19 protein-coding genes are annotated in these 25,866 nt (G+C 67.0%); 9 read left to right on the forward strand and 10 right to left on the reverse strand.

Annotated features, from left to right (window positions below):
• Positions 1-45 precede the first annotated feature (45 nt).
• From DV707_RS15300 to DV707_RS15320, 5 genes are all read left to right on the forward strand, one after another.
• Positions 46-714 (forward strand): DUF7509 family protein, encoded by a 669-nt coding sequence (locus tag DV707_RS15300; RefSeq protein WP_103993237.1) that lies wholly within the window; start codon positions 46-48, stop codon positions 712-714.
• A gap of 123 nt (positions 715-837) precedes the next feature.
• On the forward strand, positions 838-1,569 hold the full coding sequence (locus DV707_RS15305; RefSeq protein WP_103993238.1) for a creatininase family protein: 732 nt from the start codon (positions 838-840) through the stop codon (positions 1,567-1,569).
• Between the two features lie 242 nt (positions 1,570-1,811).
• Positions 1,812-4,358, forward strand: coding sequence for a GcvT family protein (locus DV707_RS15310; protein ID WP_103993239.1), 2,547 nt, complete (start codon positions 1,812-1,814; stop codon positions 4,356-4,358).
• A gap of 123 nt (positions 4,359-4,481) precedes the next feature.
• Positions 4,482-5,750 carry a threonine ammonia-lyase gene (ilvA, locus tag DV707_RS15315; RefSeq protein ID WP_103993240.1) on the forward strand — a complete coding sequence of 423 codons (1,269 nt, stop codon included), beginning with the start codon at positions 4,482-4,484 and terminating at the stop codon, positions 5,748-5,750.
• A gap of 52 nt (positions 5,751-5,802) precedes the next feature.
• Positions 5,803-7,131 carry an MFS transporter gene (locus tag DV707_RS15320; protein ID WP_235010866.1) on the forward strand — a complete coding sequence of 443 codons (1,329 nt, stop codon included), beginning with the start codon at positions 5,803-5,805 and terminating at the stop codon, positions 7,129-7,131.
• A 73-nt stretch (positions 7,132-7,204) separates the two neighbouring features.
• Here DV707_RS15320 and DV707_RS15325 read toward each other — a convergent pair whose 3' ends face one another.
• The 5 genes from DV707_RS15325 to DV707_RS19215 all read right to left on the reverse strand — a co-directional run bounded on the left by DV707_RS15325 (position 7,205) and on the right by DV707_RS19215 (position 13,649).
• Positions 7,205-8,659 carry a DUF5518 domain-containing protein gene (locus tag DV707_RS15325; protein WP_103993242.1) on the reverse strand — a complete coding sequence of 485 codons (1,455 nt, stop codon included), beginning with the start codon at positions 8,657-8,659 and terminating at the stop codon, positions 7,205-7,207.
• A gap of 303 nt (positions 8,660-8,962) precedes the next feature.
• Positions 8,963-9,928, reverse strand: a complete 966-nt coding sequence (locus DV707_RS15330; RefSeq protein WP_136361902.1) for an electron transfer flavoprotein subunit alpha/FixB family protein — start codon at positions 9,926-9,928, stop codon at positions 8,963-8,965.
• A gap of 1 nt (position 9,929) precedes the next feature.
• Positions 9,930-10,685, reverse strand: coding sequence for an electron transfer flavoprotein subunit beta/FixA family protein (locus tag DV707_RS15335; RefSeq protein ID WP_136361903.1), 756 nt, complete (start codon positions 10,683-10,685; stop codon positions 9,930-9,932).
• Positions 10,686-10,709: 24 nt separating this feature from the next.
• The gene (locus DV707_RS15340; RefSeq protein WP_136361904.1) at positions 10,710-13,244 is read right to left on the reverse strand and encodes a GcvT family protein; all 2,535 of its coding nucleotides are present in this window, start codon (positions 13,242-13,244) and stop codon (positions 10,710-10,712) included.
• Between the two features lie 270 nt (positions 13,245-13,514).
• Positions 13,515-13,649 (reverse strand): hypothetical protein, encoded by a 135-nt coding sequence (locus DV707_RS19215; protein ID WP_268806892.1) that lies wholly within the window; start codon positions 13,647-13,649, stop codon positions 13,515-13,517.
• Positions 13,650-13,912: 263 nt separating this feature from the next.
• Between DV707_RS19215 and DV707_RS15345 the strand changes: the two genes are divergently transcribed.
• Both DV707_RS15345 and DV707_RS15350 read left to right on the forward strand, forming a co-directional pair.
• Positions 13,913-16,096 carry a heterodisulfide reductase-related iron-sulfur binding cluster gene (locus tag DV707_RS15345; protein ID WP_103993271.1) on the forward strand — a complete coding sequence of 728 codons (2,184 nt, stop codon included), beginning with the start codon at positions 13,913-13,915 and terminating at the stop codon, positions 16,094-16,096.
• A 242-nt stretch (positions 16,097-16,338) separates the two neighbouring features.
• On the forward strand, positions 16,339-16,782 hold the full coding sequence (locus DV707_RS15350; RefSeq protein ID WP_103993270.1) for a universal stress protein: 444 nt from the start codon (positions 16,339-16,341) through the stop codon (positions 16,780-16,782).
• Positions 16,783-16,832: 50 nt separating this feature from the next.
• Here DV707_RS15350 and DV707_RS18685 read toward each other — a convergent pair whose 3' ends face one another.
• Positions 16,833-16,994, reverse strand: a complete 162-nt coding sequence (locus DV707_RS18685; protein WP_170216872.1) for a hypothetical protein — start codon at positions 16,992-16,994, stop codon at positions 16,833-16,835.
• A gap of 225 nt (positions 16,995-17,219) precedes the next feature.
• The gene (locus DV707_RS15355; RefSeq protein WP_200820983.1) at positions 17,220-17,615 is read right to left on the reverse strand and encodes a hypothetical protein; all 396 of its coding nucleotides are present in this window, start codon (positions 17,613-17,615) and stop codon (positions 17,220-17,222) included.
• Positions 17,616-18,105: 490 nt separating this feature from the next.
• Here DV707_RS15355 and DV707_RS15360 point away from each other — a divergent pair, with 490 nt between their 5' ends.
• Positions 18,106-19,854: a BCCT family transporter gene (locus DV707_RS15360; protein WP_103993269.1), complete on the forward strand. Its 1,749-nt coding sequence runs from the start codon at positions 18,106-18,108 to the stop codon at positions 19,852-19,854.
• Positions 19,855-20,030: 176 nt separating this feature from the next.
• Here DV707_RS15360 and DV707_RS15365 read toward each other — a convergent pair whose 3' ends face one another.
• The 3 genes from DV707_RS15365 to folP form a co-directional block, all read right to left on the reverse strand.
• Positions 20,031-20,288: a hypothetical protein gene (locus tag DV707_RS15365; protein ID WP_103993268.1), complete on the reverse strand. Its 258-nt coding sequence runs from the start codon at positions 20,286-20,288 to the stop codon at positions 20,031-20,033.
• Positions 20,289-20,449: 161 nt separating this feature from the next.
• A complete protein-coding gene (locus tag DV707_RS15370; RefSeq protein ID WP_103993267.1) occupies positions 20,450-21,043 on the reverse strand; it encodes a hypothetical protein in 594 nt (197 codons plus the stop codon).
• A gap of 259 nt (positions 21,044-21,302) precedes the next feature.
• Positions 21,303-23,777 (reverse strand): dihydropteroate synthase, encoded by a 2,475-nt coding sequence (gene folP / locus DV707_RS15375; protein WP_103993266.1) that lies wholly within the window; start codon positions 23,775-23,777, stop codon positions 21,303-21,305.
• Between the two features lie 364 nt (positions 23,778-24,141).
• On the opposite strand from folP, the gene DV707_RS15380 reads away from it, so the two are divergent.
• A complete protein-coding gene (locus DV707_RS15380; RefSeq protein WP_103993265.1) occupies positions 24,142-25,863 on the forward strand; it encodes a formate--tetrahydrofolate ligase in 1,722 nt (573 codons plus the stop codon).
• The last annotated feature ends 3 nt before the right edge of the window (positions 25,864-25,866 follow it).

Genomic DNA, 25,866 nt, shown 5'->3' on the forward strand with positions numbered 1-25,866 from the left:
AGATCGCCGGTATTTATATACTGTTCCGCCGAACCGGACGCTCGAATGCGGCAACGAATCGTCGACGACCTCCCCCGGGCGGTCGGTGACTCCCAGGCCCTCGCACCGCCGCGGCGCGAGCGGTTTCTGGTCTACCTGATGGGCCCCTATCGGACGTTCGACGTCGACGCACTCCTCTCAGACGACGCGGCCGTCGAACGCGACGCTCCGTCGTTCGCGACGTGGGAGGAAACCAGCGGCGAGTACGCCGAGGACGAGGTGTTGCGCCTCCTCCAGGAGACGCGAGACTGTCTGCGCGACCGCGGATTCAACGCCTTTCTCGCGATCGACGTCGGGATTCCGCTGGAGGAGATGGACGCGGCGACGCAGAGCATCGCCTTCGCGCGGGCGAGCAACGCGGTCGTGTTCGTCGCCCCGCAGGTGGGCGACAATCTCGGCGTCGGGATCGAGATCGGAAGCGTCCTCGAAGACCTGCTGTCGACCGAGGGGATGCGCGGGCCGGCCGCCGACGCGACGCCGCCGGAGCGCGCGCGCCGCGTGATGGTGGCGACGGAACCGTCGGTTCGGAGTGCGATGCTCGGATCGGTCAACGCGCGCTGGGACGCCAGCGTCCGGACGTTCACCGACGCGGCGGACTGCTGTCGACTGTGCGCGCAGTTCTGTACCCACGTCCAGAACGAGGAGCTGTACGGTACGTTCGATCGACTGGAGTAGCCGCACGAAGCCAGGCGATGCCGCGAGAGTACCGATCTTGAGGCCGCGAACCGAACGATCGCGACGTGTACGGGCCGCGAACACGTCGCGTCTTTTATCCGATCGCTCGGTGAACCGCCGCGCATGCATCTGGAACGCGAGACGTGGACCGACGCCGAGAAGTCGGAGGCGGAGGTGGCGCTGCTTCCGGTCGGCAGCACGGAACAGCACGGCCCGCACGCTCCGCTCGGCACCGACACGCTGGACGCTGAGGCCGTCGCCGAGGCTGGCGCTGACCGGTACGACGACCCGGTGGTCGTCGCGCCCGCGATCCCGGTCGGCATCGCCGAGGAGCACCGCCGCTTCTCGGGGACGCTGTGGACGACGGAGTCGACGTTCCGCGCGTACGTCCGCGACGTCGTCGGAAGCCTCGCCTCGCACGGCTGGGACCGGGTCGTCGTCGTGAACGGCCACGGCGGGAACATCGCGGCGCTGAGAGAGGTGACGGCGCGGATCGTCCGCCACGACGACGCCTACGCGGTCCCGTTCACCTGGTTCGACGAGGTGGGCGAGCACAGTTCGGAGATGGGCCACGCCGGCCCGCTGGAGACGTCGCTGCTCCGCCACTCGGACCCGGAGACGGTTCACGAGGACCGCCTGGAGGAGGCCGCCGAGGGCGGGAGCGACCGCTGGGGCGACTGGCAGGGCCGGGTCAACCTCGCCGTCGACTCCGACGAGTTCACCGACAACGGCGTCGTGGGCGATCCCCGGGAGTCGAGCGCCGAACTCGGCGAGGAGCTGCTCGACCGGTCCGCCGAGGCACTCTGTGATCTGCTGGACGCCGTGCGCGAGCGGGATCCCGGACCACGGGAGTGAACCGCGAGGCGGGTCCCGAGCCGCGACGGGCTCGTTGCATCCACCGTCGCACGTCGTATCGACGGGCTGTCAGTCTGAGGTTTCGCGACGGGTCGAGTCACAGAGCGCATTCGTCTCCGTCGAAATTCGAAAATCTCCGGTTACAGGGGCGAGCCGTCCGAGGATGCGGTATTTTTCCGCGTCTGGATTCGAGGTACCGTGTTATTTATGCCCGTGACACCGTCACCGGGAGATGAACACTAATGAGCGAGCCGGAACTGCCGTCGCAGGCGGAGACCGTCGTCATCGGAGCCGGAGCGGTCGGCTGTAGCGTCGCCTACCACCTCACCGAGTTGGGTGCGGAGAACGTCGTCGTGATCGACCAGGGACCGCTGCCGGTCACCGGCGGATCGTCGGTGCACGCGCCGGGGATCATATTCCAGACGTCGCCGTCGAAACTCCAGACGAAGGCGGCCCACTACACGAGTCGACTCCTCTCGGACGCCGGCGTCTACGACGAGGTCGGCGGCATCGAACTCGCCCGCAGCGAGGAGCGGATGGACTTCCTCGAACGACGGGTCGAGTGGGCGGAGTCGTACGGACTGCCGGACCCGCAACTCCTCTCGCCGGAGGAGGTCACGGAACACCTGCCGCTGGTGAACGAAGAGGAGATCCTGGGCGGGTACTACTCTCCCACAGACGGCCGGGTCGACGGCATCGCCGCGCTGCAGTGGTACATCGCGAACTCGGGCGCGGACTTCTACGGGAATACGGAGGTGACAGACCTCGACGTCGCCGGCGGCGAGATCGGCGCGGTGGAGACCGACCGGGGAACGATCGACTGCGAGCGCTGCGTGATCGCGACGAACAACTGGGGCTATCAGACCGCGGAGATGGCGGATCTCGACCTGCCGATCGCGCCGGTCGAGCACCAGTACGTCGTCACAGAGCCGATGGAGGAACTCGCCGACGCCGACTCGAACGTCGGCGACAACACCGACGGCCTCCTCGTTCCGGGGAACCGCGACGTGCAGGAGTACATGAGCGAGGGGCCGCACCGCCCCGTCGGCCGCGACCAGGACAACTCCCTGTATTTCCGGACGCACGGCAGTTCCCTGGGGATGGGGTCGTACAACCACGAGTCGCTCTCGGTCGACCCCGACGCGATGGGCAAGAACGACGACCGGCAGGCGTCGGTCCGCGGCTTCACGCGCGAGCACTGGGAGGAGCCGACCCATCCCGATCGGGAGAAGTCGCCCAAACAGGCGTTCGACGAACTGCTGCCGGCAACGAAGGGGAAGGAGTACGAGATGACGGAGAACGGCATCTTCGTGTTCACGCCGGACGGGATGCCCGCGGTGGGTCCGACCCGGGTCGGGGGGCTCTGGAGCGCGCTGGCGATCTGGTGGACCCACTCCGGCGGCTACGGCCGGATCGTCGCCGAGTGGATGGAAAACGGCGTTCCCAGACTGCCCTCGGGCCCGGTCGACACCGGCGGCGTGCACGTTCGACGCTTCGAGCCGCACGCGGGCGAGAAGGACTACTTCGTCGACAAGGGCGCGAAGCGCTACCAGCAGGTCTACAGCATCGTCGAACCGCGCTGGCAGCCCGAGGAGCACCGCGGTCTCCGGACGAGTCCGTTCTACCACCAGCAGAAGGAGTTGGGTGCCGAATTCTACCAGTCGGGCGGCTGGGAGTCCGCGCAGTGGTACGACTCGAACGCCGACCTCCTCGAGCAGTACGAGGACGAGATCCCCGAGCAGGACGGCTGGCGGGGGATCAACCGCTCGGCGATCGAGGGAGCCGAACACCTCCACACCCGCGAGGCCGTGTCGATGTTCGACATGACCTCCTTCAGCAGCATCGTCGTCGAGGGGAGCGAGGCGGAGGCGTTCCTCCAGCGGATGTGCAGCAACGACGTCGAGATGGACGTCGGCAAGGTCCGCTACTCGCTGCTCCTGAACGAGGGCGGCGGCATCCTCGCGGACGTGACGGTCGTCCGGCTCGACGACGAGAAGTACCTCGTGACCACCGGCGGCGGCAACTCGCCGGGTATCCACGGCGGCTGGCTGGAGGAACACGCCCCCGAGACCGTCTCCGTCACCGTCGAGGAGGGCGCAAGGAGCACGATCGGCCTCTGGGGGCCGAAATCGCGGCTCCTGCTCCAGCGGGTCACCGACGCCGACGTCTCCGACGACGGCTTCCCGTACTTCACCGCCAAACAGATCTACGTCGGCGAGGTGCCCGTGATCGCGATGCGGGTCTCCTACGTCGGTGAGCTCGGCTGGGAGCTGTGGGCGCCGACCGAGTACGGACAGCGCCTCTGGGAGACGCTCTGGGAGGCGGGACAGGACCTCGACGTGCGACCGATGGGCGGCGGTGCGCTGGAGTCGATGCGCTTAGAGAAGGGCTTCCGCCTGTGGGGCACCGACATCGACACCGACTCGAACCCCTACGAGGCCGGTCTCTCCTTCGCCGTCGACCTCGACACCGACTTCGTCGGAAAGGAGGCGCTCGAAGCGGCGAAGGCCGAGGGCATCGACGACGAGATCACGCCGATCACCCTCGACGACTCCGAGGACGTCCTCCTGAGCGGCCGTCCCGTCCTCGTCGACGGCGAGCCCGAGGGCTACGTGCAGGCCGCGGACTTCGGGTACAGCGTCGGGAAGTCGATCGCCTACACCTACCTCCCGACGGAGTACACCGAGGCGGGGACCGACGTGCAGGTCCGGTGTGAGGGCGAACTGTACGACGCGACCGTCCGGGACGAACCGCTGTTCGACCCCGGCCGCGAGAAGATCCTCCGATAGCCGACCCATCCGGAGACTGAAGGGCCCCCGACGCGAATCGGCACGCGAACCAAGCGTCTCACCGAACCCGCAGAGAGGCGGACCGACCGCCGCCACGTGGGACGTCCAGGCACGCCACAACCAATGACCGAAACAGAACACGAGTCCGACACCGACACCGACGCATTGCCCGTGGAGTACGTCGACATCGAGCGCGCGCGCGAGCGCCTCGACGACGACACCGTCGTCAAGCAGACCCCCGTCGAACGGAGCACCTCGATCGGCAACCTCGTCGACGCCGACGTCTACCTGAAGATGGAGCACCTCCAGTGGACGGGGTCGTTCAAGACCCGGGGCGCGTACAACAAGATCAGCCAGGACGTCGCCGACGGCGTCACCGAGTTCGTCGCCGCCAGCGCCGGCAACCACGCCCAGGGCGTCGCCCTCGCCGCCACGAAGTGCGGCGCCGACTCGACGATCTACATGCCCGAGGACGCGCCGCAGGCGAAGGTCGACGCCACCCGGAGTTACGGCGCGACGGTCGAGTTGAAGGGCAAGGACTTCCAGGAGACGATGAGCCACGCGCAGGCGGCCGTCGAGGAGAGCGACGCGGAGTTCGTCCACGCCTACGACGACGTCGACATCATCGCCGGGCAGGGGACGTTGGGGACGGAGATGTACCACGACTGTCCGGACGCCGACACGGTGATCGTCCCCATCGGCGGCGGCGGGCTCATCAGCGGCGTCTCCACGGCACTCAAGCACCTCTCGCCGGAGACGCGCGTCGTCGGCGTCCAGGCCACGGGCGCCGAAACCGTCCACGAGAGCCTCGACAAGGGGATCCCGGTCACCTTAGACGAGGTGGACACCATCGCCGACGGCATCGCCACCGGCGGCATCTCCGAGGCGACGCTGTCGATCATCCAGGCGAACGTCGACGAGGTCGTCACCGTCTCCGACACCGAGATCGCCCAGGCGATCCTCTTCCTGATGGAGCGCGCGAAGCAGGTCGTCGAGGGCGCGGGGGCGGCGTCGGTCGCGGCGCTCCTGAGCGACGACCTCGACGTCTCCGGGGAAACCGTGATGCCGCTGCTCTGCGGCGGCAACCTCGACATGACGCAGTTGCAGACGGTCGTGGTCCACGCGCTGACCCAGCGGAAACAGCGGATCCGCCTGCGCGTCCGGATCGACGACCGCCCGGGGAAGATGCACGAGTTGTCGGGCATCATCGCCGACCAGGAGGCGAACATCCACGACGTGCGACACGACCGCTCGGTCGAGGACTTAGAGGTCGGCGAGGCCTACCTCGTGTTCACCGTCGAGACCAGCGGCGCCGAACACGCCGCGGGGATCGTCGACGCCATCGAGGCCGCCGACTACACCGTCGAGGACGTCACCAGAGCGACCGAGTAGCGAGCCGTCGGGTTTCTTAACGCCTATTACCCGGACCCGTCGAACCGATCACGTGAGTCGCCAGCGATCGATGCGTCGGTGGGCCTTCGTGGCGGTGGGTGCGGCCATTATGGGCGGGGCCGGGACCTACCAGTTCGTCTGGTCGTCGCTCAGCGCCGCCGTCGGGACGCGCATCTCCGCCTCCCCGACCGCGCTCGGGACCGTCTTCACCCTCTTCGTGATCGCCCAGACGCTCGTCCAGCTGCCGGCCGGAGGCATCCGTGACCGGTACGGGCCGCGGAAACTCCTCGTGGCCGCGGCGGCGCTGATGGCCGCGGGCTACGTCGGTCTGGGGGTCGCTCCGACGTTGCCCGTGGCGTACGCGTCGTACGCCGTCGGCGGCCTCGGCGCCGGCATCGCCTACACGGTGGCGGTGAACACGCCCGTCAAGTGGTTCGACGAGTACCGCGGGCTGGCTACCGGCATCGTCTCGATGGCCTACGGCGGGGTGAGCTTCGTCGTGATCCCGCTCGTCAGAGGGTCGATCGACGCCGCCTTCACGCGGACCCTGCTCGTGCTGGGAGTCGCGGTCGGCGTCGTGAGCCTGCTCGCCGCGGGGCTGCTCAGGGATCCGGAGTCGGTGTCCGGCTCGGCGACGGCCGCCGACGGAGGGTCGGAGGCGGCCGAGACGGCCGCGGATTCCGGCGAGCGCGACCCCGACGACTCGACCGACGCAAACGGCCTCGACGACCCGGCCGACGCGAACGACCCCGACGGCTCGGTTGCGCCAGCCGCTTCCGCCGACGCCACCGACGCGGTGGGCTGGCGGACCGCCGCCCGAACCTGGCAGTTCTGGGTCTTCTACGGCGTGCTCGTCGTCGTCAACGGCGTGGGGCTGATGCTGATCGGACAGTCGGTGGGCTTCACGACCGGGCTCGGTCTCTCCGCGGCGACGGCGACGACCGTCGCGTCGAGCATCGCCCTGGCGGACGGCGCCGGGCTGCTCGTCCTCGCCGGGTTGTCGGACCGCCTCGGCGAGGAGCGGACCGCCGGCGCGTCGCTCGTGCTGTGCGGGCTGACGCTCGCCGGCGCGGTCGCCAGCGGCAGTCGGGGCCACGGCTCGCTGTTCGTCGCGTTCGTGGCCGCGGCGGCGTTCTTCCGGAGCCCGGTGTTCGCGATCTTCCCGAGCCTCGTCGGCCGCTACTACGGCGAGGCCCGCTCCTCGGAGAACTACGCGGCCATCTACACTGCGAAGGTCCCGGGCGGCGTGTTCGGCGGCACCGTGACCGGCGCGCTGATCGCCGCGCTGGGCTGGTCGACCGCCTTCTACGTCGGCGCCGCGCTGGTCGTGGCCGCCGGCGTCGCCGCCCTCGCGCTGCGACCGGTGAGCACGGGCGGGTAGTCGGTGGCTCGTCGTCTCCCGTGAACGTCGACGGGCCCCGGTCTCGGAACCGAGGAGCGCGAGACCGTCGCGGTCACCGCCGGTAACTCCCGCGGCCGACGTCGAGTTCGCCGAACGCGACGTGCCACCCCGACCGGGGACCGAGCAGTTCGACAGACGTCCGATCCCGGTACTCGTTACCGTTCCAGCCGCCCGAGAACCACTCGTTGCGGCCGTCGACTGTCGCGGCCACCGACACCGTGGTTCCCTCGTCGGCGTCGTAGTCGGCGTAAACGCGGCTCTCGTAGGTGTAGCACCGCCGGGTCTCGGAGGGACCCGACGGACAGTCGACGCGAGTTCGGTCGTACTGGGGAGCCAGAAGCGGTTCGGTACCGAACGGATCGGCCGTGTCGATGGAGTCCTCGGCGACGGCCGTCACGGTGAGCGTGAAGCTTCCGTCGTGAGCGACGCCGGTCGACGGGTCCGCGGGATCGTACTCCTCGGGGCTGATCGGCTCGGTCCACCCCATCGTCTCGTTCTCGACGGTTCGGTAGTAGTACCGCGAGACCTCGATACGGTCCGCGGAGACGGCGATCATCGGCCCGTGCTCGGTCTCGACGACTTCGGAGGAGAAGTTCACGGGCTCGGCGCCGGCGCCGGAAGCGACACCCGGAACGTAGCGTTCTTCGCTGGCGTCCTCGACGAACACCGCCGAGAGGCGGACGTCGTCGGAGTCGGTCGGAGCGGGGACGTAGAACGTCGGGTCCTCCAGCGTCCCGTCGGCGTCGATGCTCACCTCGTACTCGTAGGTGCTCTCGTGACTCGCGGCCACCCGCTCCTGGCCGACGACCCACAGGCCGCCGAGGAGGAGCCCGAAGACCACGACGATCGCGAGGGCGCCGATCCCGACCGCACGCCAGCGGCCGTCCGCGTTCCGTTCGCGCCGGGCGAACGCGTAGCCGACGACCGCGACGGCGACGCCGGCGACGAAGCCGACCGGCAGTCCCACGATCGCGGACGGCCAGATCAGCGGATCGAGAACGGCGGTGACCGCGTACGCGACCGCCGCGAACGTGACCAGGCCGCCGAGAACGCTTCCGACAGCGGCGATCGGGGAACGTCGACGTCGGACTCGAGACGCCGTCCTGCGGGCGTCGCCACTGCCGGACGGGCGATGCGCCGCCTCGAGGATTCCCCCGAGGGCCCCACCGATCCCCGCGACGAGCACCTGCCCGACAACGGCGGCGAGCGAGAGGGCGGTCGCGATCCCCAGCCGTGCGAGCGGCCCGTCGACGACCGAGAGCGGGAGGTCACCGAAACGGACGGCCACCACGACGGCGGTGAGAACGACGCCGAAGAGGGCCGTGACGACCCCGGCGAGGACGCCCGCAACCGCGCCGCCCCGCGCGTCGTCTCGTTCGAGATACCCCGCGACGCCGCCGCCGAGGAGCGGCGCGACGAGCAGTACCAGCGGAACGACTCCGAGGACCGCACCCACGACGCCGCCGACGATCCCGTTTCGGACGGTCCGGCGAGGTATCGACCTCATCTCATCTAATTGTCACGCTAGGTGCTTAATTGTCACCGCGCGGAGAGGGGTCGGGAAGCGGGATCGGAATCGGACGTCCCTCGTGTCTCGACGTGACCGAAGAACGCCAGTGCCCGGTCACGGTGGGTACAGTCGAGTCGTATCCGGACCAGTCCGTGGCTACTGCGAGAAGCGCTCTGGGGAGAGATATCGCTCAGTGACGTCGAGAACGATCGCGCTTCCTACGACGAACCGGCGACGACGGTCCGGGAATTGCGATCGGCGACTCGCGAAAAAATTCGACGGCGAAAAGCGGCGAGGCCGCTACTCGGAGTGGCCGCGCGCTTCCAGTTCCTCTGCGATCGCCGGCGCCACCTCGTGGAGGTCCGCGATCACCGCCCAATCGGCCTTCTGGATGATCGCCGCCTCCGGATCCGTGTTGATCGCTAGGATGTTCTCCGCCCCCTTACACCCCACCATGTGCTGGACCGCACCGCTGATCCCCGCGGGGATGTAGATTTCCGGCGCGATCTTCGCTCCCGTCTGCCCGATCTGGTCGTCGTGCGGCCGCCATCCCTCGTTGACCGCCGCGCGCGAGGACCCCAGCGCCGCGTTCGGCACCCGCTCGACCAGCGCTTCCAGTTCCGAGAAGTCCCCGTCGGTTCCACGACCTCCGGAGACCACCACCCGGGCCTCCCCGAGCGGCACGCCCTCCACGTCGGATTCCTCGACCGACGTCAGTTGCACCCGCAGGTCGCCGTCCGCGAGGTCCGGCGCGAACGCCTCGACAGCGGCCGCGTCGCCGCCGGTCGCCGAGGCCGATACCTCGTTAGCCGCCACCGTCAGCAGGTTCGTCTCCGCCGTGAGCCTCGAATGCTCGATCAGCGTCCCGCCCCACCGCTGGCGGGTCAGCTCGTAGGAGTCGCCCACTTCCACGTCCGTGACCTCCGCCGCCATCGTCACGTCCAGCTTCGAGGCCGCGTGCGCCAGCGTCTCCGCGCCTCGATCAGTCCCCGGCGCGATCACCGCTTCCGTGCCGACCTCTTCAGCGCACTGCACGACCGCGCGACCGTACGCTTCCGGCGCGTACTCCTCGAGGCTGTCGACGGCGTGCAGCGTCTCGACCCCGTGGTCGCCGGCCTCGCCAGCGACGTCTTCGGCACCAGCCCCGAACGCGATCGCTTCCAGCGGTTCGCCGGCCTGGTCGGCGACGTCACGCGCCAAAGCCAGCGCTTGCAGCGACACGTCGTCCAGTCCTTCCTCGTCGTGTTCGACGAGCGTGAGTACCATCTCAGACCACCTCCAGTTCTTCGAGCACGTCCACGACGTCCTCGGCCGCCTCCGGGCTCTCCCCGAGGATCTCCGCGGGACTGTCGTCCGTCTCCGGCACTTCCAACTCGACCAGTTCCAGGTCGTCCTCGCGCGGGTCGGGCTCGCTCTGTGCGACGGACGCTTTGCGCGCCTGCATCTTCGCCCGCATCGACGGGTACCGCGGCTCGTTCAGCCCCTCTTTCACCGTGATCACCGCGGGCAGGGCCACCTCGTAGACTTCCGACCCGCCCGGGATCTCCCGTTTGGCCGTCGCCGTCCCGCCGTCGACGTCGAGGTCTTTGATGCCCGTCACGCAGGGCAGGCCGAGTTCTTCCGCGACGCGAACGCCCACCTGATGGTTCGCCGCGTCCGCCGATTCGTTGCCGAACAGCAGCAGGTCGAACTCCGTGTCGCTCTCCTCGACCGCTTCAGCGATGGCTTCCGCCGTCCCCGCGGGACCCCACTCGGCGTCCCCGCCATCCAGCAGAATCCCGTCGTCGGCCCCCATCGCGATCGCCGAGCGGAGTTGCTCGGTCGCTTCCTCCTCGCCCAGCGTCAGCACGGTCACGTTCCCCCCGTGCTCTTCGACGAGTTGGACGCCTTCCTCGACCGCGCACTCCTCGTGGGGGCTGAACGTGAACCCCAGCGACGTCGTGTCGATATCGAGGTTGTCCTCCGTCAACGATACCTTCGCGCCCGTCTCCGGCACGCGCTTGATTGCTGTGAGTATCTCCATAAGTGTGTGCTCCGTCTCCTCCCGTTAGTATTCGTTGCGGAACAGCCGGTCGTTCTCCGGATCGAAGACCCCGCCGTTGCCCGCGACCTCAACTTCCACCGGGTAGTGCTGGCCGAAGTACTCCACCTGCAGTTCCCGGCCCTCCTCGGCGTACTCCTGGGGCAGGTACGACAGCAGCAGATGCTTGCCCACCGACGGGCCCGTCCCCGCCGACGTCACGTACGAGCGACGGCCCTCCTCGTCGATGAGCACCTCGCCGTCCTGATCGAGGATCGGCTCGCCACCCGTCATAAACCGCGGCTCGCCGCCCTCCGGCGCGTGGTCCGTGACGGACAGCGTACACAGCGTCGCCGCGTTCTCCTCGTCGATCGCTTCCGCGTACGCGTCCTTCCCGATGAAGTCCGCGTCCTTCACCCCGTGGAACGTCAGCCCCGCTTCCGCGGGGTTGTAATCGATTTCGAGCTCCGCGCCCATCAGCCGGTAGCCCTTCTCCATCCGACCCGTCTCGCCGTAGACGCCCGTCCCGACCGGCCGGATGTCGTGCTCTTGGCCCGCCTCGTAGACCGTGTCCCAGAGGCGCTGGCCCCGGTCCATCGGCGCGTAGATCTCCCACCCGAACTCGCCCACGTAGGAGATCCGCAGCGCCTTCGCGGACACGCCGTTGATCGTCACGTCCTTCATCTCCGCGAAGTCGAAGGAGTCGGCCGTCATCGGCTCCTCGCTGATCGAATCCATCAGCGCTTCCGCGTTCGGCCCCCACACGCCCAGCGTGCACAGTTCCGAAGAACGACCGATGAGTTCGGCGTCGCCTTCGAGGTGGTCGCCGAACCACGTCTTGTCCTGGCCCGCGTGGGAACCGCCGGTGATCACCCGGTAGTGGTTCTTCCCGAGACGCGCGACGGTCAGGTCCGCGACGAACCCCGCGTTCGGCGCCAGAATCGGCGTGTAGGAGGCGTCACCCACCTCGATGTCCATCGACGCGACGCAGAGCCGCTCCATATTCTCGTAGGCGTCGCTCCCGATGATGTCGAAGATCCCGAAGCCCGTGTCGCCGATCATCCCCACGTTGTTCCGCAAGTGCAGGTGCTCGCCGAGGATGATGTCCGACCACCAGCGACTGTCCCACTCGTTGGGGCGCTGGAGGTCTTCGATCTGGTCTTCGTACTTGTCGACCAGATCCGCGTTCGACTCGAACCAGCGCGGGCGCTCCCAGCCGCCGGCCTCGAAGAACTCGGCGTCGAGATCCTCTTGACGGTTGTAGAAGGCACTCGTCCGGAGCGGGCGGGTGGACTGCCACTGCTCGCGCGGGTGGACGATGCCGTAGATCTTCTGATAGCCCTCGTGAGCGCGGCTCTTGACGAACTCGTTCGTCTCGCCGTACTCGTCGAAGCGAGCGACGTGGTCGTGGGCGACGATGTCGATGTCGGGGTGGCCCTTCGTCATCCACTTCGAGACTTCCCGGGCGATCGCGGGCGCCTCCTTGATCCAGATGGCCGCACACGACCAGAGCCCGTCGACCTCGGGGATCGGGCCGAGCAGCGGGTGGCCGTCCGGCGTGACGGAGAGCAGCCCGTCGATGGAGTGTCGAATGCCCGCGTCCGGGTCGTCGAGGAGGTCCGGAATGATCTCCAGAGCGTGCTCCATCGAGGGCTCGAAGGCGTCGTCGGTGAGTGGGGGCTGAGTCGGCGAGAGCGGCGACTCCTCGATGGAGGGGACGTCCTCGACGTCCCAGAGGATGGGTCGGTGCTCGTAGGAGCCGACCTCGATGTCGTTGCCGTGCTGGCGCTCGTACATCTGGGTGTCCATGTCCCGGACGACCGGGTAGTTGATCTCGCCCTCGCCGTCCTCGAAGCGTTCGATGGGTCCGACAGAGACCATCTGGTGGACGGCGGGGGTCAGCGGAATGTCGACGCCGGCCATATCCGCGATTTTGGGGCTCCAGAGGCCGGCGGCGATGACGACCTCGTCGGCCTCGACGGTTCCTTTCTCGGTCTCGACGGCGGTGATCTCGCCGTCCTCGACGTGGAGGTCGGTGACTTCCGTGTTCGGCGCCGTCCGGAGCGCGCCCTTCTCGTCGGCCTGCTGGCGGTAGAGTTCGCCGGCGCGAAGCGGGTCACAGGTGCCGGCGCCGGTGCTGTAGAAGCCGCCCTTGATGATGTCGGTGTTGACGTAGGGGACGAGTTCCTCGACCTCCTCGGGCGTGAGGAGCCTTCCCTCCTCGCCGAATGCCTTCGCGGAGACGACGCGGCGCTTGAGTTCCTCCATCCGCTCCTCGGTTCGAGCGACCTCGATCCCGCCGGAGTTCGTGAAGGTGCCGAACTCGCGGTAGATGTCCCGGCTGTCCGACGTCAGCTGGGTCATGTCTTTGCTGTGTTCGACGGGGAAGATGAAGTTGGAGGCGTGGCCGGTCGAGCCGCCGGGGTCCGATAGGGGCCCCTTGTCGATCAGGAGGATGTCGTCTCTGCCGCGTTCGGCGAGTTCGCCTACGAGGGAGCTGCCGACGATGCCAGCTCCGATCACTACGGTACCTGCCGTCGATGGGAATTCGTTCGAGCTCATCGGTGTACAAACTCAGTTTTGGGTTCGGTCATCTTGGTTTTTGGTGTCGCGTCGCAAAGCTTCACACGTCTGTCCGCTGGGTGTCCGCTACGTGTACAGTGTCTGTATCTAACGATAATTAATCACACCTTCAATACTCCACGTCATTTTACGTGGGAGCGCGGCCGCTCCCGCGCGAGAGAAGATCCGTCCGCCGACGGATTCACCGCCCCGGTGGCGCTCGGCGTCGTTCCTCCGCCCCGCACACCCTGTTTGCGCGCGACGGTCCGGTCACAGCAACAGGAACAGGGCGAACGGGAGAACGAACAGGAGGACGAACAGGCCCAGCAGTCCGAGCCCGTAGCTCACGACGGTTGCCAGGCCGGCGGTCCAGGCGGGATGATCGAATCGAGCGGGTGCGTTCATACGTGTCAACGGCTTCGGATGGCGGGTGCTTAGTTGTGGTGACGCCGCGGACTCCACAACCAGTCAGTAACGATATACGACGTGGTCGACGCGGCCGGGCCACTGGCCTCCGCCGACGCGTCCGAAACCCGTCCACGCGACAGGCACGGACGCGTTGGAGTCGGTAGCGAGACGATCCGGTCCCGAAGTGATCGATCCGATATCGCGGCGGGCCGGCGGTTCGTGCCAACCTTTATACTCGGATTGGCGAACTATACGGAATAATGGTTGCTGAAGGAACCGTAACGAGACCGACGTTCTGGGGTATCGGGCACCTCGGCAAGATCGCGTTTTACCTCCTTGCCGTCGTGACGATCCTGGTGTTCGCCTACGGCGTCTACCGGCGGGTCGACCGCTACACGGCCGGACAGGCGGACTGGTTCGACAGGCTCGACGACCTCCCCCATCGAATCGTCAGTAGCGCGCGAATCGTGCTCTCGAACAAGAAGCTCTTCGACCGGGATACCGCGGGCGGGCTGATGCACGCGTTCATCCTGTGGGGCTTTCTCACGCTCCTCATCGGGACGACGATCCTCGCGATCGATATGGACGTCTATCAGCCGATCACCGGACTGGTCGGCACCGAGCAGTCGTTCTTCGTGGGGGACTTCTACCTCTCGTACTCCTTCGTGATGGACACGATGGGGCTGCTGTTCGTCGTCGGCGTCGGCGTCGCGCTGTACCGCCGGTACGCCGCACGGAAGTGGCGCCTCCACGGCAAACACACGAGCCTGGAGGACGACCTGTTCATCTGGGCGCTCTTCCTCCTCGGCGTCGGCGGCTACCTCACCGAGGGCCTGCGCATCCTCGGCACCGGCTTCCCGGAGTTCGAGACCGTGAGCTTCGTCGGCTGGTTCGTCGCCGAGGTGCTCGCCATCGCGGGGATGACGCAGATGACCGCCGAGGCCATCTACCCGGCGGTCTGGTGGTCGCACTCGCTTCTCGCGTTCGCGTTCATCGCCGCGATCCCGTTCGGGAAACCGTTCCACATGCTCTCCTCGTACGCGAACATCGTCACGCGAGACGAGAAGGCCGGCGCTCGGCTCCCGGGTATCCCGGCCGACCTCGACGCCGACACCGGCGCCGAGAGCATCGACGACTTCTCCTGGAAGGAGATCCTCGATCAGGACGCCTGTACCAAGTGCGGGCGCTGTTCCTCGGCGTGTCCGGCGGAGACCTCGGGTCGGCCGCTCGATCCGCGGGACGTGATCCTCGATCTGAAGCGGTACCGCGAGGACCTCGACGCCGGCGAGACCGAGGAGGTCGACATCGTCGCCGACGGCGGCGAGAGCGTCGTCGCCGCCGAGACGATGGAGTCGTGTATGGCCTGTATGGCCTGTATGGACGCCTGCCCGGTCGACATCGAGCACCTGAAGTCGTTCACGCGGATGAACCGACAGCTCACCGACCAGGGCGACGTCGACTCGAACGTCCAGGACACCTTCGACAACATCATGGGGATGGGCAACACGTTCGGCGACCCGCCGGAGGAACGCGCCGCGTGGTCTGAGGAACTCGACTTCGACGTCACCGACGCCCGCGAGGAGGACGTCGAGTACCTCTGGTACGTCGGCGACTACCCGAGTTACGACGAGCGGAACAAGCAGGTCGCCCGCTCGCTCGCGAAGATCCTCGAACACGCAGACGTCGAGTACGGCATCCTCTTCGAGGACGAGAAGTACGACGGCAACGACATCCGCAGGCTCGGCGAGGAGTTCCTCTACGTCGACCTCGCGGGCTATCACGTCGAGAAGTTCGAGGAGGTCGATCCGGAGAAGATCATCTGTACGGACCCCCACTCCTACAACACGTTCAAGAACGAGTACCCGGAGGTCGAGTACGAGGACTTCGCCGACGAGCCCCTGATGCAGTTCGAGTTCGACGGCGAGTGGAACCAGGATGGAGAGATCGACGTGCTGCACTGGACGCAGGCCGTCGAGGAGATGGTCGAAGACGGTCGGCTGGGACTCCGCGGCAACGAGCTCGACGTCACCGTCACGTACCACGATCCGTGTCACCTCGGCCGGTACAACGACGAGTACGAGGCGCCGCGTGAGCTCATCCGGGCGACCGGAGCGACGCTCGCGGAGATGCCGCGCAACCGCAACGAGTCGTTCTGTTGCGGCGGCGGCGGCGGCGGCCTCTGGATGGACATCGACGAGGAGTCGAAGCCGAGCGAGGAACGGATGCGCGAGGCGCTCGAAGACACCGAAGCCGGCGACGCCGTCGAGAAGTTCGTCGTCGCCTGTCCGATGTGTATGACGATGTACGAGGACGGGATGAAGACCGGCGGCTACGAGGACGACATCGAGATCGTCGACGTGGCGGAGCTCCTCGTCGACGCGATCGAGAGCGGACCCGGAATCGAAGCGACGTCGACCTCCGGAGCCACCGGTCAGGCCGACTGACGCGGACGACCGTCGTCGCTTCCCGATTATCGGTACCGGGTCGAGCCCCCGTCCCGGATCGTTCGCGGCGGGCGAATCGGTTTCGGAACTGACCGCTCGCGAAACACGTCTGGCACGTGAGGGGTCGGATAACTTCCGGAACGGCGGCCTATCCTCTGGCAAGGCGATCTTCCGAGTCTCTCTTCCCGAATCGCGGAAAGTTATTTGTAAACGGGTCGTGTCGGTGAGAGTGGTTCCGCGCGATGTACGACCAGATACTGATACCATACGACGGGAGCGACGAGGCGATAAAGGGCGCAAAACACGGGATCGAACTCGCCGCCGCGCTCGGCGCGGAGGTGCACGCACTGTACGTCATCGATCTCCCCGGCGCACCGCGGGCGCTGGCGCTTCGGGACGACGAGGACAGGATGCGAGAGGAGTACGAGGAGTACGGCAACGAAGTTCTGGGCAACCTCGCGGACGTCGCCGACGAACACGGCGTCGAGTGCACGACCGCGATGCGAACCGGGACGCCGAACGAGGAGATCGTCGGCTACGCCGAAGACGAGGGGATGGACGCCATCGTGATGGGGTCGGCCTACCGAGGCACGATCGGCGGCATCCTCGGGGGAACGATGGACAAAGTGGTCAGAACCGCGACGGTCCCCGTGATCACTCAGCGGATGCAGATGGACGAACTCTGAGAGCCCGAGTCGAATGCGAACGACTGCCACGCGGCGGCGGCGGTTCGCGCTCAGGAATCAACCAACCGTTTTTCTCGGAAGTAGATGACGATGCTCGCCGACAGAAACACGACGCCGGCAACGGCGAATTCGCCGGCCGCCAGGGCGAGCAGCGCGACTGCGAAGAGCACCACGACGAAGACGGCGGCGACGGTCGCGAGCACGTTTACCATACGTTCCATCAGGTAACGGGAGCGATTAAAACACTGTCGTCGACGTGGGAGAATCGAACGGGCGTCGCCTGCGACCCGTCGGGTCTCGACCGGGGAACACGAGTCGATTCCAGGTGATGGCGAATCCCATAGGGACTGTGGTGGAAATCCATCGTTCGGTTTCAGCCGAATCGGATACCGCGGCCAGCCGAGAGCCTGACCACCGGTCGTCCACGATACCCCCTATCAGTAGTCGTGTTTGAACTCCCAGTGGTACCGACAGCTGTGACACGTCGCCCACTCGGGGACGTCGATGACCCTCGGATGGCGGCGTCCGTGTTCCATCTCTGATCCGCAGACGGGGCAGATGAAGTGCTGAAGTTCGAGTTTCGGGAACTCGTCGTAGTCGAACGTCGCGACGCAGCGCCTGCAGTCGATGTCGTCGTGTGGGTGGTGCTGGTTGACGTCGCTGCCGCACCGGGCGCAACTCAGCAACGCGGGGGGCCGAGAGGCCCATCCGACGTCGCCGTCGAGCGTCGTCGTGCTCGTTTCGGGACTCGACAGCCGGAAGCCGGATTTCTCCGGGTCGGCACGCAGCGGTTCTACGATGCGGACCGCGACACGGCGGAGCCACCGAACCACAACTCGTAAATTATCTATCACGATGTGGAGCCTGAACGGGAGAGTCGTCCGTTGCCACCGCTGCGTCCGGATGGCCGCGAGAGTCGGTGATATCGGGGGAGACCACCTCCAGTTGATGATTGCACAGAATTCTCACGGTACCGAGTATCACACAGGTGAAAACAATAAACGCGTCGGCCGGCTAAATCCGACGTTCGTGGGATAAAAAATCTCTGCATACCGACGAGGAACGCCCGCCTCAGTCGCTCCACGGCGAATATTGCCCAAGGTTTAATATACCTCAACGATTGTTAATGGGTGAGGTTGTGTAACACTCCACGTAAGAGTGGCCCAACCGACGATACGCGACGGTGGGGACACTCCCGTCGTCAACGGCATAGCCAGAGAAGCGAACGGCACGGGGGGACGGAACAGATTGAAACGCAGACGAGCCAACACACGACAATCATGACCGAAATACGACGGACGTGCGGCGCAACGGAGGTAGCGTATGTCAGATAGCGACAAGACCGGAGAGATGTCCGACGGCCTCCAGGTGGAACTGTTCCACCCGGAGTCCGACCGCGAGCCGGGCGACACCAACATCCAGAAGTTCGGATTCGACATCCATCCGGTCGTGTTCCCGGTCGCACTGCTTCTCATCGCGGTGTTCATCGCCGTCACGATCCTGCTCGGCGATCAGGCCGCGCAGGCGTATTCAGCGGTGCGCAGCTTCTTCGAGGGGAACTTCGGCTGGTTCTACCTCCTGGCGGTGAACATCTTCATCGTCACGATACTGTACTTCGCGCTCGGTAAGTTCGGAACGATCCGGATCGGCGGCGTCGAAGCCGAAAAGGAGTTCAGCGACTTCTCGTGGATGGCGATGCTGTTCAGCGCCGGGATGGGAATCGGCCTGATGTTCTTCAGCGTCTCCGAACCGCTGTACTACGTCTCGAACGTGCCGGGGTTCTACGGCGCCGAGGCGGGAACCGGCGCAGCGGGCGTGGCCGCGCTGACGCAGACGTTCTTCCACTGGGGCTTCCACCCGTGGGCGATCTACGGACTGGTCGGCCTCGGCCTCGCCTTCTTCTCGTTCAACCGCGGACTGCCGCTGACCTTCCGGTCGATCTTCTGGCCGCTGCTCGGCGAGCGGATCTACGGGTGGCCCGGCCACGTGATCGACCTGGTGACGGTGTTCGCGACGCTGTTCGGGCTGGCGACCTCGCTGGGCCTCGGCGTCGCGCAGGTGAACACCGGGCTCTCGTACGTCCTCGGTGATATGCTCGGACTCGTGAGTATCCCGACCGGTACGATGCCGCAGGTGCTCCTGATCGCCGGGATCACCGCCATCGCGACGCTCTCGGTCGCCGCCGGTCTCGAAGGCGGCGTCAAGCGGCTGAGCACGATCAACCTCTACCTGATGTTCATCCTGCTCGGCTTCCTCATCATCGTCGGCCCGACGCTCTACATCTTCGGCGCGTGGGTCGAAGGCCTCGGCGCGTACTTCGGTAGCATCGTCGAGCTCGCCTTCTTCACGGGCACGCTGGGTCAGGGCGGCGGTACTGTCGGCGCCTGGACGGTGTTCTACTGGGCCTGGTGGATCGCGTGGTCGCCCTTCGTGGGGATGTTCATCGCGCGGATCTCGAAGGGCCGCACCGTCCGCGAGTTCGTGATGGGCGTGCTGTTCCTGCCGTCGCTGTTCTCGACGATCTGGCTCGCCGCCTTCGGTGGCGCCGCACTCCAGAACACGATCGTCGGTAACGGGCAGGTGCTCGCGACCTACAACGAGTTCGGACAGACCGTCGCGATGTTCGCGATGTTAGAGCAGTTCCCGCTCGGGGCCATCTCGGGGCTGCTCGCGACCCTGCTCGTGATCACCTTCTTCGTGACGTCTTCGGACTCGGGCTCTCTGGTCATCGACCACCTGACGTCCGGAGGGAAACACGACGTCCCGAAGGCCCAGCGGATCTTCTGGGCCGTGACGGAAGGTGCCGTCGCCGCCGTGCTGCTCATCGGAGGCGGCCTCGGTGCCCTGCAGACGGCCGCGATCGCGACCGGGTTCCCGTTCGCGATCATCCTCGTCCTGATGTGTTACACCGTCTATCAGGGCCTCCAGAACGAACACGAGATCCTGTCCTCCGAGCAGTTCGCAGAGCGCATCAAGGATCTCACCGAACAGGACGAAGTCGACGTCGTCACCTCCGGCAGCGAGACCGTGACCGGAGTCAGAGGAGGTGCAGACACCGAAGGCGGCGACTGATCGCGACTCCCGTTCGAGACCACCCGAACCGTTCACGACCGACGACGTTCCTCACTCCATTTTGTTCGCGGACCGAGAACCACCGGAGAGACAGAGACATCCGGAGTCTCGCGCCGGCACACCGTACCGTGACGGGCGCGTTCCGCGAGTGCGCGGCACGGTGACGAGACGCCCGATCAGTAGTACTTCCAGTCGTCCTCGTCGTCGTCGCTCGGCGGCCGCCGGGTCACTCCCTCAGCGTCCTCGTCGTCCTCGTCGATCTCGTCGGGCCAGCGGATCCCGTCGCCGCTGAGGCTCTGATAGAGGAAGCCGCCGAGGGCGACGAGCATCACGAGCAGGAACAGCGATCCCGCGATCGTCACGAGGTCCCCGAGCGACTCGAACGGGAGCTGCAAGGGACTGACGCCCGCAGCCCTCGGTGAGATCACGATCATACGCCACCTACGGACTCCAGTCGCTTAATACGTCCCGTGGGGACGGGTCGCTGGCGGCGTGCTCCGGGCGTTGCACGAGAGCGGAGCGGGTTTCGCGAAGAGAGAACAGAACCGGAGGAGAGAGGAGCCGAAAAAAGAAGAGCGGAACCGAGGGGATGGCCCTACTGGGCCTGCCGTTCCGCCGCGTCGGCGTGGACCCACTGCCGGACCGTACCGCCGATGCCGACGGCGGCGATACCGAACCAGACGGCCACGCCGAGGAGGAGCGGGAGGACGAGCACGGCCACGGCGGCCACCAGTCCGACACCGACCAGGCCCAACCACGGATCGCCGAGTGCGGCCATATCGGCGAGGTAGCTCCCGGCGACGGCGAATCCGATTCCGCCGAGGGCGAGGAGTCCCCCGCCGAGCACGGCGCCCCCGGCGACCGTGAGCGCCGCCAGTCCGACGCCGAGGCTCGCGAGTTGCGTGTAGGCGTACGCGACGACGAAGGAGAGCAGCCCGTACGCGAATACCCCGTAGACCGCCGAAAGCGGGAGGTTCGACGCCGACGCCTCGACGGCGGCGGAGACGCGGTCGCCCCAGCGGTAGAGGACGAACCCGCCGAAGAACGTGCTTGCGAGAAACGCGACCATCGCCCTGACGGTCGCCGGTGTCTCGGTGACGACCGCCGGGTCGAGCGTCTGCAGCGGGAGCTGAACCGGGGCTCCGACGGGAGACCCTGCACCGACCACGGCGGCGACCTGCGAAATCACGCTACGGTGTAGCACGACGCGTGGTGAAAGTGTGTCGGTACGACCCGGGAGATCCCACCGCGATCGGCTCACCAAGAGCCCGTGATCGGCCCATCAAGAATCCACCGCGACCGACCCACCAGGATCCCACCGCAATCGGCTCACCAAGGGCCCACCGCGCCCCGGCGCTCGGGGGACCTCGGGATCGAGTGCACGACCAAGTCTCAGAACCGGGCGTTCGGCGAGACCGACGCAGCGCGGCCGTCGAGCGCCGGACGGATCAGGAGTCGGGATCGAGGCGGCCGTCGACAGCGCGGATGGCCGCGGCGTTCTCTCGGACGTCGTGGACGCGGACCACGTCCGCGCCGCGGTCCGCGGCGAGCGCGGTTCCGGCGACCGTGGGCGTGAGTCGACCGTCGTCAGCGTAGTCGATCGCCTCGTACATCGACTTCCGGGAGTGGCCGATGAGCACGGGACAGCCGAGCGCGCTGAACTCCGCGGCGCGGTCGACGAGCGCGTACGACTCGGTTGGCGATTTGCCGAACCCACAGCCCGGGTCGATGACGATCCGGTCGCGGTCGATCCCCGCCCGCTGGGCCCGGAGGAGTTGCTCTCCGAGTTCGTCGATGACGTCCTCGACGACGTCGTCGTAGATGGGCGAACTGTCCGGATCGACCGGGATCGAGAGGCTGTGCATCAGGACGAGCGCGGCGTCGTGATCGGCGACGACGAACGGCATCTCGGGGTCGGCGAGCCCGGAGACATCGTTGACGATGTCCGCGCCCGCGTCAAGCGCGGCGTCGGCGACCGACGCCTTCCACGTGTCGACGGAGACCGGGACGTCGAGTTCGGAGAGGGCCTCGATCACCGGGACGACGCGATCGATCTCCTCCTCGGCAGGCACCGGATCCGCACCGGGGCGGGTGCTCTCTCCGCCGACGTCGACGATGTCTGCGCCGGCTTCCACCATCGCCTCGGCGCGCTCGACGGCCGCTTCGAGCGCCTCGTACTCGCCGCCGTCGTGGAAGCTGTCCGGAGTCACGTTGAGGATGCCCATCACGGCCGTTTCCTCGCCGGCGAGCGGTCCGAGCCCGGACTCGCGAGAGGGCTCGATCGGCCCCAGCTGCTCGTCGAGTTGTGTCGCGACGCGCCTGAGTCCGAGGCCCTCGTTCGAGAGCGCCGTCACGAGCGTTCGCAACTGATCGGACGTCCCCGCGATCACCGTGGCGACCAGTTTCTCCGGGCTCCCCGCCGTCGATCGACGGCAGCCGCCGCCGACGTCGGAGACGAGTTCGGCGACTCGCTCGGCCTGCGCTTTCCGGAGGTACGTTCTGAACACCCGGCGATCCATTTCGCCGACCGGCGCGTTCCCGCCGGCGGCGGTCCCGGTCGCCGCCGCGTCGGCGGCGCGGTCGAAGGACGCGCCCACGAACGACGACGCGACGTGTGATCCGCGCGTGCGCGCGGTCGGGACGAGTCGGCGGGTCCACCGGTCTCGGGCCTCCGCGACGGTGTACAGCGATCCCGACACCAGAACGAAGTCGTCGGGGTCGGCCGCCTCGATGGCCCGCTCGGTCGCTTCCGGGACGGACGCGACCGTCTCGACCGATCCGGCGTGCGCCGAGAGCGTCTCCGCGAGCGCGCCCGGGTGCTCGGCGCGGTCGAGGTCGGGACGCGTCGCGTACGCCGTCTCGACCTCGGGCAGAGAGTCCACCATCTCCCCGTAGGCCTTGTCGGCCATCGCGCCGAACACCAGGTGGAGGTCGTCGTAGTCGTAGCGGCCGAGCAGGTCCGCGAGCGTCGCCGCCGCCCCCGGGTTGTGCGAACCGTCGAGGACGACCATCGGTTCGGTCGACATGATCTCGAACCGGCCGGGCCAGACCACCGACCGGAGCCCGTCGGCGATCGCGTCGGTGTCCACGTCGGCGATCTGACGCGCCAGCGTCGCGGCCACGCCCGCGTTGCAGGCCTGATGCGAGCCGAGGAGCGGCAGGTTCGTCTCGAGCGACCAGTCGGGGCCCGCGATCGACACCACGCTCTCGACCGCCGAACGCATCCCGGACTCGACGGCGACGACGTCGGGCGCGTCCGCTCCGTCGCCGCGTTCGGGACCCACGGAGACGACGTCGGTCACCTCCCGGATGGCTTCGAGCGCCGACCCGTCCGCGCCGGTCACGAGCGGACCGGTCTTCGGCGCGACCTGGGCTTTGTCGCGAGCGATCTCCTCGACGGTCTCGCCCAGGAGTTCGGTGTGTTCGAGGCTGACGCTGGTGACGGCGCTGGCGACCGGGTCGACGGCGCTCGTCGCGTCGTACCGGCCGCCGATGCCCACCTCCAGGATCGCCACGTCGACGTCCATCTCGCTGAAGTGCCGGAGCGCGACGGCCGTGAGGACCTCGAAGTGGGTCGGTTCGTCGTCGTCCGCTCGAAGGCGGTCAATGCAGGGCGTGAGTTCCTCGGCGTACGTCGAGATCAGCGACTTCGGGACCTTGCGTCCGTCGACGCGTACCTGTTCGCGGAAGTCGTTCAGCCCGGGCGACGTGAAGAGCCCGACGTTCAGGCCCGCGCGACGGAGCACGCTCTCGAGCATCCGCGCCGTGCTCCCCTTCCCGTTCGATCCGGCGATCTGGACGCAATCGACGTCGTCCTGCGGATCGCCGAAGTGCGAGAGCATCCTGGCGGTCGTCTCGATGCCGAGTTTCGGCCGGCGCCGCTGAAACGAGGTGAGGTAGTCCGCCGCCTCGTGGTATTTCATACCAACGTATCGTCGCCGGTCGCCTGATTAACTTATCGCAGCGGAGACGACCGCGGTAATTTTACGAAATGTGATAGTTCGGGCGTGAGACCGAATACACCGAGCATATCGGATATTTTCTCGAAAGGCGGGTTCCGGGCCATCCGATCAATTCCGGAGACGGATCGGGAAGACCCGGTTTTATCCGCCCGTCAGAGGCGTTGGGCCAGTGTTTGTGAAGGTATTTTAGTACCGTGGGCCTCGTTGCGGTCCGAGCATACCGGGCGCGTATTTTGACCGTCTCTCGCCGACTGAAACACGTCTTCTCCGATTTCTGTAACTTTTTTCCGATACCCTTACGTGAGGTGCGCGGGACACCACGAGTATGACGTCCGAAGACGACGGCGGTTTCCCCACAGATTACGAGATCGCAAAGGACGCGGAGAAAGAACCGATCAAAGACGTTCTCGAGCCGTGGGGCATCGACAACGACGACATCGAACTGTACGGCGACTACAAGGCGAAACTGTCCCACGAGGGCGTCGACCGCCTCCGCGACAACGCCGAGAACAAGGAGGGCAACCTCGTACTCGTGACGGGGATGACGCCGACGCCGATGGGCGAGGGCAAGACGGTCACGACCGTCGGCCTCGGCCAGACGCTCAACCACGTCGGCGAGGACGCGATGATCGCGATCCGCGAGCCGTCGCTCGGGCCGGTCTTCGGCGTCAAGGGCGGCGCGGCCGGCGGCGGCTACTCGCAGGTGCTCCCGATGGAGGACATCAACCTCCACTTCACCGGTGACCTCCACGCGCTCACCTCCGCGCACAACCTCATCGCGGCGATGCTCGACGCGAAGATCTCCCAGGACGACGAGTTCGACGTCGACATCAACGACGTCGCGTGGCCGCGCGCGATGGACATGAACGAGCGGGCGCTCCGCGACATCGTCGTCGGTCTCGGCGGCAAGTCCGGCGGGACGCCGCGGGAGAGCCGGTTCCTCCTGACGGCGGCCTCCGAACTGATGGCCGTCCTCTGTCTCGCCGAGGACCTCGCGGACCTCAAAGAGCGCATCGCGCGCATCATCGTCGCCTACGACACGGACGGCGAGCCGATCACCGTCGACGACGTCGACGCCACCGGCCCGGCCGCGATGCTCCTGAAGGACGCGATCAAGCCGAACCTCGTCCAGACCATCGAGGGCACGCCCGCGTTCGTCCACGGCGGCCCCTTCGCGAACATCGCTCACGGCACCAACTCCCTGATCGCCGACAAGACGGCGTTCGGGATGGGCGATTACCTCGTCACCGAGGCCGGCTTCGGCTCGGACCTCGGCGCCGAGAAGTTCATGAACATCGTCTGCCGTCTCGGCGACATGACGCCGAACGCGGTCGTGCTCGTCTCGACCGTGCGCGCGCTGAAGTACCACGGGATGGGGATGTGGCCCGCCGACCTCGAAGAGGTCAAAGAGGCCGGCGTCGACGAACTCGAAGCCGGCTTCGCGAACCTCGACAAGCACGTCCGCAACCTCCAGAAGTTCGGCGTCCCGGTCGTCGTCGCGCTCAACCGCTTCCCCGACGACACCGACGAGGAGGTCCAGGCCGTCCTCGATCACTGTCGCGAGGACCTCGGCGTCCGCATCGCCGAGTCGAACGTCTTCGCCGAGGGCAGCGAGGGCGGCGTCGACCTCGCCGAGAACGTCGTCGAGGCCGTCGACGAGGGCGATGAGGACGAGTTCGACCACCTCTACCCCGACGACGCGCCGATCAAAGAGAAGATCGAGACCGTCGCGACCGAGGTCTACGGCGCAGACGGCGTCAACTTCACCGGCGGCGCCGAGGACGACATCGAACGGCTGAACGACCTCGGCTTCGACGACGCGCCGGTCTGCCTCTCGAAGACGTTCCACTCGCTCAGCGACGACCCCTCGAAGAAGGGCGCGCCCGAGGGCTGGGAACTCGAAGTCCGCGAGCTGTACCCCTCCGCGGGCGCGGGCTTCATCGTCGCGCTGACGGGCGACGTGCTCGACATGCCGGGCCTGCCGGCGACCCCCGCCGCGGCCGGAATGGACATCGACGAGGACGGCAACATCAGCGGCCTGTTCTAGGCT

This window comes from Halobellus limi, assembly GCF_004799685.1.
Classification (GTDB): domain Archaea; phylum Halobacteriota; class Halobacteria; order Halobacteriales; family Haloferacaceae; genus Haloquadratum; species Haloquadratum limi.